Source organism: Frankia sp. Hr75.2, from assembly GCF_949319125.1.
In the GTDB taxonomy this organism is placed as follows: domain Bacteria; phylum Actinomycetota; class Actinomycetes; order Frankiales; family Frankiaceae; genus Parafrankia; species Parafrankia soli.
In genome coordinates, this window is sequence record NZ_CASGGV010000056.1 from 1 (window position 1) to 9888 (window position 9888).

Here is a 9888-nt window from a genome sequence, read left to right on the forward strand (position 1 = left end):
AAGGTCTACCAGGAGAAGAAATCCGCCTGGAAGAAAAAGACGATCGTGCTGGAAGACGGCACGATGATCTCCCGGGTGATCCGCCCGGACTACGCCGAACTGTTGGCCGATCTGCGATCGGGCTACCTTGACGGTGCGATCGTGTGGGACCTGGACCGCCTCACCCGAGACCTACGGGATCTGGAAGACGCGATCGAAGTCGTCGAGCTGTACGGCCGCCCCATCGTCGGGCCCGGAGTCGACCTCACCACCGAGTACGGGAAGGCGAACGCCCGCGCCCAGGCGGTAGCGGCGAACAAGGCCAGCGCGGACACGTCCCGCCGGGTTCGCCGGTCACACAAGCAGCGCGCCCAGCGCGGGGTACCGGTCGGGGGCAGCCGCCCGTTCGGCTGGAAAGACGACAAGCGCACGGTGGATCTCGCCGAGGCCGCGATCCTGCGGGAAGGGGCCCGCAAGATCCTGGCGGGGGTGCCGGTCGTCGATCTGGTGCACGAGTGGAACGACGCCGGTATCCGCGGGACCCGGGGGAAGAAGTGGACCAAGACCAGCGTGCTGAAGGTCTACCGCAACCCCCGGATCTGCGGCCTACGCGGCCGGGGGGTCGAGGAACCGAACATCAACGGCCACGTGGCCAAGTACATGCAGATCGTCACCCGCAAGGAACGCACCCCTGACGGGCGGACGATCGAGGTCCCGGTGAAGGGCCAGTGGAAAGCGATCATCGGTGTGCGACGGTGGGAACAGGTGATCGCCAAGATCGGGGACCGGACCTACGCCCAGCAGGGGCATAACTCCCGCCGCTACCTGCTCAGCGGCGTCGTGGCCTGCGGTCGGTGTGGTGCGTCGATGTTCGGGTCACCGCCGTACCGGGAACGCGCGTACGCGATCTACCGGTGTCCCGCGCCGACGAAGGGAGGGTGCGGGAAGGTCTCCCGGCACGGCCCCCACACCGAAGATCATATTCTGTCCGCGCTGTTCAACAAGATCGAGTTGGAGACCGCGGATGCCGTCACGGAAGTCGCCCCGTGGGAGGGGAGGCAGCGTTGGCGGAGGTGAAGGAGAGCATCACCGAGACCCGCGCCGCCTGGACCTCGACCCCCCGGCGGATCTCCCCGAAGGACTACTTCCCGACCATGGAAGAGCTACGGGAACGAGAGGAAGCCCTCCTCAAGGAACGTAACGATCATCTGGTGGCCACCGCGAACGCGAACGCCCGTCCGGCCGATGTCCGCGCCGAGTGGGACGACTACACGTTGGCCCGTCAGCGCGCGATCATCAAAGAGCATCTGATCGCCGTGGTAGTCCACCCTGCCGGGAAGGGCCGCAGGTTCGACCCGGAGCTGTTGGACCCGGTCTGGCGGGAAGAGACCTAGCCACCACGATCGTCAGCCAGGACCAGCCCGAGCAGCGCGGCCACCCGCCGCCGTTTCTCCCGCGACCACACCGGAGCCGCCAACGCCTGACGCCGCCCCCATTCCTCCGCCGAGTCGGAGAACACCCGCCGAGACCGCGCCGGACCAGGCGCCGGTACCGGTCGGGTGGCAGCCCACCCGACCACCCGCACCCCGGTTGCGTGGGCAGGTTCGGTGCCAGCCGGGACAACGACCGGGACAGGCGAAAGATCTGCGGAACCTTCCGTGCTCACCTGCTGACCAGCCACAGCCGGGGCAGGATCTGCTATGCCGGTGTCCGCATCGTCGGGGGTGTCGTCGAACAGCGAGGGCTGAAAGGCACCTACGGTGCTCATAGCCCAGCCAGCCAGACATCCGCACCCGACCCAGCCGCGCCGTCAGGCGGGTCGGTGTTCCCGCCGTACAGGCCACGCCCGGCATACACCCACTCCCCGACAGCGACCGTCGCCGGATCACCGTCCGGACGGCCGAACGCATCCCCCGGCACCCGGCCCGCCATCGCCGCACCCAACGTGCGTGACCACACCCGCCGCACCGTCCGCAACGCGGTGAACGTCGTCGACCACCGGCGAGCTTTCGAGATCCAATGACCACCAAACCCGTACTGGTGAGCCCACCGCACCAGCCGAGGCACATCCCCGGAGCCCCGCCCGAGCGCCGCATCCAACGCCGCGGTGAACACCGTGTCATGGCCGAGCCGCCAGCACGTCTCCACCAGACGCCGCACATGCGGCGCCAGGACCAGCCGACCCAGCCCGGCCAGCGACCGCACCGGATGATCCAACGCCCCACTGGCCGTCACCGATTTCGTCAGATACTTCGCCAGGTAGTTCGACACCCGGGACACATCGGCGGGACCGTCCAACGCGATCCGGCGGATATCGACCTGTGCACCCCAGCGCACCGCCCACCTGTCATCGGGTGCCGTGGCGTCGAGGGTGCCCGCGTCCGGATCGGGAGCCGGCACCGCAACCGACCCGATCACGCCCCGCAGAGCGTCCGCGACCAGATCCCCATCCGCCCACCCAGGAGGAGCCGACCCGGGACCGTCCGGACCATCGACGCGCACCACCACGTGCAGGTGCACCACGCCGCGTGCCTGCATCTCCGCTACCTTCACGAAGCTGATCCGCACCGCGCGACGCAGCCCCGCCACCGTCAGCCCCGCCGCCGACGCCACCGCTGATTCGGTGGCATCCCGGGTGGCCTTCCACAGCTTGGGAACGAGCGCGTTCCACACCACCGTCCGGCCGTAGGAGTAGCAGTCCGGGCAGAGAGGCGAGCCGAGCCGGGAATCGTCGGCATGGTGCCGCTCATGACAGCCTGCCGGACGGCCATGCGGACAGGTTCCCCGCCGGGGGTGACACGCCCGCACCGGACCGCTCTTTCCGCCCTGCTGACGACGGGAGTGCACCGGCCCGAACGACGGCGCGGTTAGCGTGACGAACCACGCCGGATGCTCGGCCACGGTGTCCGGCACACCCTTGCCGCCCGCCAGCCCGGCCAGGACCAGCCGCCGCGCATCCCGCTTGTAGGTCGCGGAGCAGGCGGGGCACACCGAGGCCCGCCGGTTGTTGCACCGCACATGCAGCACCCCGCCCGGTTGATCCGAGCTGGTGAAAGCCCGGCGGACCTCACCGGTAGCCGTATCGACATGGTCAACATGGCCGGTCAGGCGGATAGGTCGGGAACAATCACCGGCGACCGGCCGGTTTTCGGGCAGGCTCACGCCCACGTCCACGGGATTCACCGCGTCCTCTCACCCACACAGCACCCGGCCAGCCCGGAAAAGAACACAGGTCAGCCGAAGGTCACCGCACGGTTACGGCAGGAACGGAAACAGGAACGGGAAACAGCCGACACACACCCGACGGGCCATCCGCCGTACACCCATCCAACGCCGAAACACCTGCACAATGCTGCCCCAAAAAAGCGGCCAATAACTGGCAGCGCGGGTGGCACGTGAAAGGCAGCGAAGCCGGCACGAAACTGGCACCGCAACGGCACGAAAAAGAGACGGGCAGTCCGGGGAGCGTCAGCCGCCGCAGCGGCCTACCCGCTCAGAACCCGAACCACCCGACACCACGACAGCACACGCCACCGGCACACCTGCACCACCCCAGACAGAGACGGGAACAGGCCACGCGAACCCGCATGACCCCAGGTGCAGCCGCCCGAGCCCGGTCCGTGCCGCTCCCAGGCGGCTCACATGTGGACAGCCCGACAATGTGGCGTACTGCCGTACAAAATAATGATCACAATGGCGCAGGGTCGGAACCCTCGAATGCCATCACCCACTATACCGGCCCAGGGCGGATAGAACCAGCGAATACGACGACGACCCCGAACCGCCGGCATGGGGGGAAGGAGCCGGAACAGTTCGGGGCCGTCAGCCCGCGACGATCAAATCAGGTCAGGATTCCCCCAGTAGATCGCGGAACGGGAACATCGCTTCCCACACCTCGACCTCTGACACGGCGTCGTCGTCGCGCAGCCGCACCCGGTAGCCGGAGAAGCCCACCCCGGCCGGGACGAGATCCGCCGGGGGACGCGCCCCCGTCATCACCACCCGAGGGTCCGCACCCGCCAGCAGGCGTTGCCGCCGAACACGGGTACCGACCGCCCACGCCACCCGGGACTGCTCCAGCGGTGTGAACCGGCGGTGCAGCAGCACCAGGCCCACCGTGGACAGCTGCACCACGCCGATACCCGCCCCGACCATCACATCAGCGTCGACGTCCAACACGTCGCACAGCAACATCTCCTGATCGTCGGAGTCGCGGTTCAGTGGTTTCGGAAGCAGGCCGACAATCAGCCCGTCGTGATAGCCGATCCGCAGCTCCGGCAACGCACCGACGTCGAACTCCCAGTTCCACGTATCCGCCACCGCCAGCCCAGTCACCGGCCCCACCCCGACCACCGCACCGGAATCACAAGATGACGATCCGGCCCAGCCCGACGAACGGCAGGACCATGTACCCGTTCGGCTGTAACCCCAGGTCGAGCGCACACCGTGTCGCGTCGGCGGCGTCGACGAACGGCGCGACCACCCGCACCCCGGGGACCACCAGCGCCCACACCCCCTCGGGAGTGATCACTCCCCGGGCGATCACCGGCGGCGCCGGACCGGTAGCCGTCATCCTCATCCCACCACCACGGGTCATCGTCATGGGCGTACTCGTCTTCCCCGGCGTCGTAGTCCTCCTCGTCACACTCGTCCTCGCGATCGTCACTGCTGCTCATCAAACCTCCCCGTATCCGTCAGATCGTTGAACTCCCCGTCGCCCACCCCGGCCAGGAATGCCCGCCACTCCGCGACCGAGAACAGCAACGCCGGACCGTCCGGCCAACCGGCCTGACGCAGCACCACACCCACCCCGACCGACGCGGTCACGAACGCCAACGGTGCGACCTCCACCGCCGCATCACCCGCCCCCGACGCCCGATGCCAGCGCAGCCGATCCCGGCCGTACACCGGCACCTCAAAGTCCAATCCCGCCGACCACTCCCGCGTCCACCCATCCACCCCGTATCGCCTCCCCCCGATGAGCACGGACAGAGAAAGCGGCAGCCCCGGGCAGGGCACTGGGGTGTGTGGCCCTGACGAAGCCCCACCCGAGACCACCAGGAGACACGGCGCCTCTCCTGCGCCGGCCGGCCAAGACGCCGTGCCTCCCACTTGCGCGGCTCCAGTCGGGGGGACGACCCCAAGCCCGACCAGAACCGCCGGGGCAAAGTTCACCTGACTGCCCGTAATCGACCCAGCACAGCGATAGCCATATGGATGTCGGATGCGGCGCTACATCACCGTTAGCCCTTTACTAGCCATCGGGTTTAGCCATCTGTTAGCCATCTCGACCGGCTAGCATCCCGACACGTCACGTAACACCGACAGCCGTCGCACACGGGTTATGATCGCGAGACGGCTCCCGGCGAGGGCAGGTGACATGCGTTCCCCACAGCATCAGGAGTGGCGTCCGGACCTACTTCGCCGCGCCCGCGAGACACACGGCCTCACCCTGGAAGAGGCCGCCGAGAAGATACGCGCACTCGACACCCAGGGATTCCGCCCGCCGAATGCAACATTTCAGATGATTGGCCGGCATGAACGCGGTGAAGTTTCCCCCGGCCGCCGCTATCAGCGCGCCTACAGCATGATCTACCAGGCATCAGCCAGCGAACTCGGCTTCCCCCCGAGCGGCCTCAACCCGCTGGATCGTCCCGCCCGCAGTCGCGCCAAGCTCTGGTCTCAACCGCTGCATCAGTCCGCCGGATGGACACGCCGCAGCAGCGCCGAACTCGAAGCGCTCGCCGCCGCCGCGCTGTCGACTGACGCCCCCGACACCATCAGCGCGGCACGACTGGCCCACGAGTGGCTCCTCACCCCGCCACCACAAATCGCCGAGCTGACAGCGGGCCGCCGGATCGGTGTCGGTCTAGCACGGCAGGTCGAAGGACGAGTCGCTCAACTCCGCCGACTCGACGACTACGTCGGTGGCCCCGACCTCATCGATCTGGTCACCAGCGAGCTGACCGCGACCACGACCCTGCTCCGCGAAGGCACCTACAGCGAAACCATCGCCCGCACCCTGCTGGGCGCTGTCGGGGAACTCGGACAACTCGCCGGGTGGGTCGCCGCCGACGCAGGCCGGCACGAATCCGCCACCCGCTTCATCATCACCGGACTCCGCGCCGCCCACGCCGCCGCAGACACCCCACTCGCGGCCAACCTCATCTCGACCCTCAGCTACCAACTCGCGAACGCAGGCGATCCCGCCGAAGCCGTTCTCCTCGCCCAGACGGCATGCACAGGAGCCGCAACGACGGCCACACCCGCCACCCGCGCACTCCTCATCGACCGCCTTGCCTGGGCACACGCCCGTGCAGGCGACACCACCGCATGCGAACGCAGCCTCGCCGACGTCGAGACCCACTACGACCAGCACACAGACACCGACGACGACCCCGAATGGATCTACTGGATGAACCAACGGGAGATCGACGTCATGGCCGGCCGATGCTGGACCGAACTCAACCAACCCGACCGCGCCGAACCCCGACTCCTCCAAGGACTCGCCGGCTACCAACCCATCCACGCCCGCGAAGTCGCCCTCTACGAAAGCTGGCTCGCCGAATCCTACATCCAAACCGGCGACATCACCGAAGCTGCCCGCCGCACCACCCACGTCGTCGAACTCGACGCGAAGATCAGCTCAACCCGGACAGCCGATCGCATCCAGGTACTCCGCGCCCGACTCACCCCGTACGCCGACCAGCAGGTCGTCCAAGATCTCAACGACCTCTGCACCAGCTACGGCTACGGCTACGGCACGACCCCATAGCCCCCTAGACGCGATCCACGAAGATCGTCGCTAATGTTCTTTTCGTCTTCAAGGCCGCCCCTACGGGGCGGCAACCCCCACGCTGACCGGCGGGGAGATCGAGGCCGAGGCGCCGCACGCGCCACGCCGAACAGGACCCCGGCCGACCCGACCGCGCACGGCGGGGCCCCGCCTCCCTCCGGTCGGCACCCCACCGGCGCGTCGGACCGGCCGCCCGTTCGGCGCGTCGGAGCGTCGCGATATTGATCAATTCTTCATCTTCTTGGCAGACGGAAATGTCGCCGCCCGGCATGCAGGAAATCCTTACGCACCTCGCGGTACTCCGCGCGATACTTTTCGATATCCTCGATTGGCAGTTCTTCGGCTCTCGCGCGAAGGAAATCAACTAGTCTGCTACCTGCGCGCTCCAGTTTGCCAGTTGCAAGTATCTGAACTTTTGTCGAATGCGTTAAGATTGCGTCGCGCTGGGCGAGATGACCTTCTAGCGCAGTCTTCATTTGCAGCAAGTTTGATTGATCAACAGCCTTGCCGCTGGATACAGCGAGCATCTCGCGACTAAAATCGACTATCAAACCACTCATCGAGTCCGCAAGAATAACCATCTCTATATAGTTGTCCAGGGAGCGCGCTCTCCACTCTCGTTTCCATTGGTGGCGACCGTTAGCCACAGTGATGATTACACCTGCAAGACCAAGTCCGCCTACAGTAAATGTTGCGTATGCTGGTAGATTCGACATTCTGTCCCCCCAGGGTTGATTGGGATATAGTAGCGCCGCTTCGTTTCGTGTCTGCCCTTGCCCTCCCTTCGGCCGAAGGGAACAGCTACGGCCACGCACGCTGGCTCGTGCGTCCGGCACCACCGAGTGCCTCGATAGGGCGACTGGCTGGAGGGCCACCAGCGTCCTCAACAGGGACATGACGCCAACCGCCAACGCGCAGAGATCGGGGTGCGGAGGACTCCGCTGTCACCACGACCAGTGATGACAGCCTGGCCGCAGCTTCAGATGGGCCAACTTTGGTCTGGTGGTGCGCACGTTCCGGCAATTGCTGCCGGTTGTTTTCCCCCTTTCCCGTGGCGCCACATGGTCTAACGGCCTACCTACCGCATCAAGGGCGGCTACGCCGTCGCAAGCGATCACCCTTCGGGCGACCCTTGACACGGCAGGCAGCCCGTCAGGCAAGGCGCAATGGGGAAAGGGAGAAAAAATGGAGGGGCTGACAGGACCGTCCTACTCCTCTTCGTGCTGGGCGCCGCCGGCCGCGTTCATCCCAGGCGAGTAGCGCCCACGCTCAGACGCGCCACGCCCCGGCAGCTGCGTGGACGTCGCACGGCGAACACGCCAACGGCCAGTGATCCACCTCGGGTCACTGGCCGTTGTTCGTGCTGGGGTCGGGGGTTACACGGTCAGCAGTGACGCCACCAGACCCGCGCCCACCGGATCGGCCGTGTCCGTGCCGTCCCGGGCCACCAGCAGTCGTACCCCCGCGCAGCGCAGCATCTCCAACGCCGCCAGCCTGCCGGGTTCGGTGTTCGCCAGCCGATCCATGGTGTCGACCACGACCACGTCATACCGCCCCGAACGGACCAAGCGCAGCGCCGCCCACCACGCCCGCAGGTCCGAGCCGTACTGACGGACCGCACCCCCGGCAGTCCAACCCCGCGCAGCGCACACCTCCCGCTGTTCCACCCCGTCCCCAGGACCGGAGTGCCGGGTGAAGCTCAGCGCCCGCACCGTCCCCGCCATCACTGGCCCCCGTCCCGACGGTGCCGACCAGGACCACCCGGGAACCCCGAGACCTGCGCCCGGTACCACAGGCTCGCCAGAGTGCCCGCCACGGTCAGCGAGTCCCACCACTTGCCCGCCACGTCCAACGGCGCGTTGGGGTCCACCGTCACCTGCACACCACCCGGCAGCACCAGCACCGGCCGCAGCACCGCGAACCGATCCGGGTTCTTCGGGAGCTGGATCTCCGCATCCTCCGCCGGATGCGCCTGCAACACGAGGTTCAGTCGGGACCGGCTATCACCGATCGTCCCATCTGGCATCATGGCCATGGGTTCCACTCCTGTTCACGCAGGATTTGGGATCAAGGCCCGGGGATTGGTGTTACCAGCACCACCCCGGGCCGCCCTATTCAATTACCCTTACCAACACCCATAATACCCGTTCACACGGTGAAGCGCAGCCATTCCAAGAAAGCCGAACAGCGGATTACCGGCACGTTCACGGCCATTCACCCGGCGGATTTCGGAGGCGGTTGATATTGATCGCCGCCGGTTCCTGCCCGCAGCACCGTTAGGCGCTGCCGGCATTCAGTACGTTTGGCATCGATGGGGTTTGCGGAGTCGTGGTACGTCACGCCGTGGTAATGGCCGACGACGGCCTCGGAGAGCGCGTAGCGCAACCCGTGGGTTTCCAGGGCAAGGGAGGCGGGGCCGAGCGTGTCAGCGAAGCCCGCGAACCGGTCGTCCGCGCTGAGGACCAAACCGGCCGACAGACCGATGATGTCGGCAACCCGGCGGAAGACCGGGGTGTTGGCGATGAGGGTGCACGCCGGATGGCAACGCCGCTTGTGCACCCCGGGAAACGACCGCGCCGGTGGCAGCCCGACACTCGCCCACAACTCGTGACGGCGTCCCGCCCAGATGTCGAGACTGGCCCCCGGCCCCTGGTGCTGCTCGAGCCACTGGAACCGGGCCTGGACTGCCCACAGGTCCGGTTCCGCGGCCAGGTCGGCGAGCATGACGCCCAGGCAGTCAGGCTGGGTGAAGGTCACATCGCAGTCCAGGAACCACAGGTGCGACGCGTCCCCGTGGGCCAGCGCGAAGGCACGCAGGACATCGCCGTGGCTATTGACCGCAGACTCAGCCGCCGGCCACGGCGAGAGCTCCCACGCCACAGCGAGATCCCGCACCGCGACCCGGAGATCAGCAAGTCCTTCGTCGGTGGAGTGGTTGTCGACAACCGTGATCCGCAGCTCCCCACCCTTGATACGGCTACTATGTGTCGCAATCAGGGTGCGCAGCGCAAGCTCGGTGAACTCGGAACTGTTGTGGTTGACGATGCAGGCTTCTACGAGCGTTGCTGTCATGACCTCGTTCCCGCTATCCGTATGCGCCACCGACTGGCACC

The 9888-nt window shown here is 67.0% G+C and carries 12 protein-coding genes; 3 read left to right on the forward strand and 9 right to left on the reverse strand.

Going from position 1 to position 9888, the window contains the following annotated elements; genetic code table 11:
- The coding region (locus tag AC559T_RS06250) for a recombinase family protein (protein WP_498868060.1) at positions 1 to 1056 on the forward strand (1056 nt) is incomplete at its 5' end.
- Entirely contained in the window at positions 1044 to 1373 is a 330-nt protein-coding gene (locus AC559T_RS06255; RefSeq protein ID WP_498868061.1) for a hypothetical protein, read from the forward strand. The genes AC559T_RS06250 and AC559T_RS06255, both read left to right, overlap by 13 nt.
- Here the strand turns inward: AC559T_RS06255 and AC559T_RS06260 are convergent.
- The 5 genes from AC559T_RS06260 to AC559T_RS06280 all read right to left on the reverse strand — a co-directional run bounded on the left by AC559T_RS06260 (position 1370) and on the right by AC559T_RS06280 (position 5154).
- On the reverse strand, positions 1370 to 1498 hold the full coding sequence (locus AC559T_RS06260) for a hypothetical protein (RefSeq protein ID WP_368956321.1): 129 nt from the start codon (positions 1496 to 1498) through the stop codon (positions 1370 to 1372). The genes AC559T_RS06255 and AC559T_RS06260 overlap by 4 nt on opposite strands.
- Positions 1499 to 1743: 245 nt before the next feature.
- A complete protein-coding gene (locus tag AC559T_RS06265; RefSeq protein ID WP_498868062.1) occupies positions 1744 to 3162 on the reverse strand; it encodes a replication initiator in 1419 nt (472 codons plus the stop codon).
- A gap of 663 nt (positions 3163 to 3825) precedes the next feature.
- Positions 3826 to 4314 carry a hypothetical protein gene (locus tag AC559T_RS06270; protein ID WP_498868063.1) on the reverse strand — a complete coding sequence of 163 codons (489 nt, stop codon included), beginning with the start codon at positions 4312 to 4314 and terminating at the stop codon, positions 3826 to 3828.
- 28 nt (positions 4315 to 4342) lie between these two features.
- Positions 4343 to 4558, reverse strand: coding sequence for a hypothetical protein (locus AC559T_RS06275; protein WP_498868064.1), 216 nt, complete (start codon positions 4556 to 4558; stop codon positions 4343 to 4345).
- A gap of 83 nt (positions 4559 to 4641) precedes the next feature.
- Positions 4642 to 5154, reverse strand: coding sequence for a DUF397 domain-containing protein (locus AC559T_RS06280; protein WP_498868065.1), 513 nt, complete (start codon positions 5152 to 5154; stop codon positions 4642 to 4644).
- Between the two features lie 205 nt (positions 5155 to 5359).
- Here AC559T_RS06280 and AC559T_RS06285 point away from each other — a divergent pair, with 205 nt between their 5' ends.
- On the forward strand, positions 5360 to 6754 hold the full coding sequence (locus AC559T_RS06285; protein ID WP_498868066.1) for a helix-turn-helix domain-containing protein: 1395 nt from the start codon (positions 5360 to 5362) through the stop codon (positions 6752 to 6754).
- A gap of 254 nt (positions 6755 to 7008) precedes the next feature.
- Here AC559T_RS06285 and AC559T_RS06290 read toward each other — a convergent pair whose 3' ends face one another.
- From AC559T_RS06290 to AC559T_RS06305, 4 genes are all read right to left on the reverse strand, one after another.
- Complete coding sequence (locus AC559T_RS06290; RefSeq protein ID WP_498868067.1) at positions 7009 to 7356, reverse strand: hypothetical protein; 348 nt, start codon at positions 7354 to 7356, stop codon at positions 7009 to 7011.
- Between the two features lie 795 nt (positions 7357 to 8151).
- Positions 8152 to 8499 carry a recombinase family protein gene (locus AC559T_RS06295; protein WP_498868068.1) on the reverse strand — a complete coding sequence of 116 codons (348 nt, stop codon included), beginning with the start codon at positions 8497 to 8499 and terminating at the stop codon, positions 8152 to 8154.
- The gene (locus tag AC559T_RS06300; RefSeq protein ID WP_498868069.1) at positions 8499 to 8756 is read right to left on the reverse strand and encodes an energy transducer TonB; all 258 of its coding nucleotides are present in this window, start codon (positions 8754 to 8756) and stop codon (positions 8499 to 8501) included. Before AC559T_RS06300 ends, AC559T_RS06295 begins: the two co-directional genes overlap by 1 nt.
- Before the next feature lie 233 nt (positions 8757 to 8989).
- Positions 8990 to 9888, reverse strand: an 899-nt coding sequence (locus AC559T_RS06305; protein WP_498868070.1) for a glycosyltransferase family protein, incomplete at its 5' end; no start/stop codon positions are given.

Bases quoted from the DNA above. Each gene is read 5' to 3' on its own strand.
- AC559T_RS06275 (WP_498868064.1), bottom strand. From the start codon at position 4,558: ATGAGGATGACGGCTACCGGTCCGGCGCCGCCGGTGATCGCCCGGGGA.
- AC559T_RS06285 (WP_498868066.1), top strand. From the start codon at position 5,360: ATGCGTTCCCCACAGCATCAGGAGTGGCGTCCGGACCTACTTCGCCGC.
- AC559T_RS06290 (WP_498868067.1), bottom strand. From the start codon at position 7,356: ATGGTTATTCTTGCGGACTCGATGAGTGGTTTGATAGTCGATTTTAGT.
- AC559T_RS06295 (WP_498868068.1), bottom strand. From the start codon at position 8,499: ATGGCGGGGACGGTGCGGGCGCTGAGCTTCACCCGGCACTCCGGTCCT.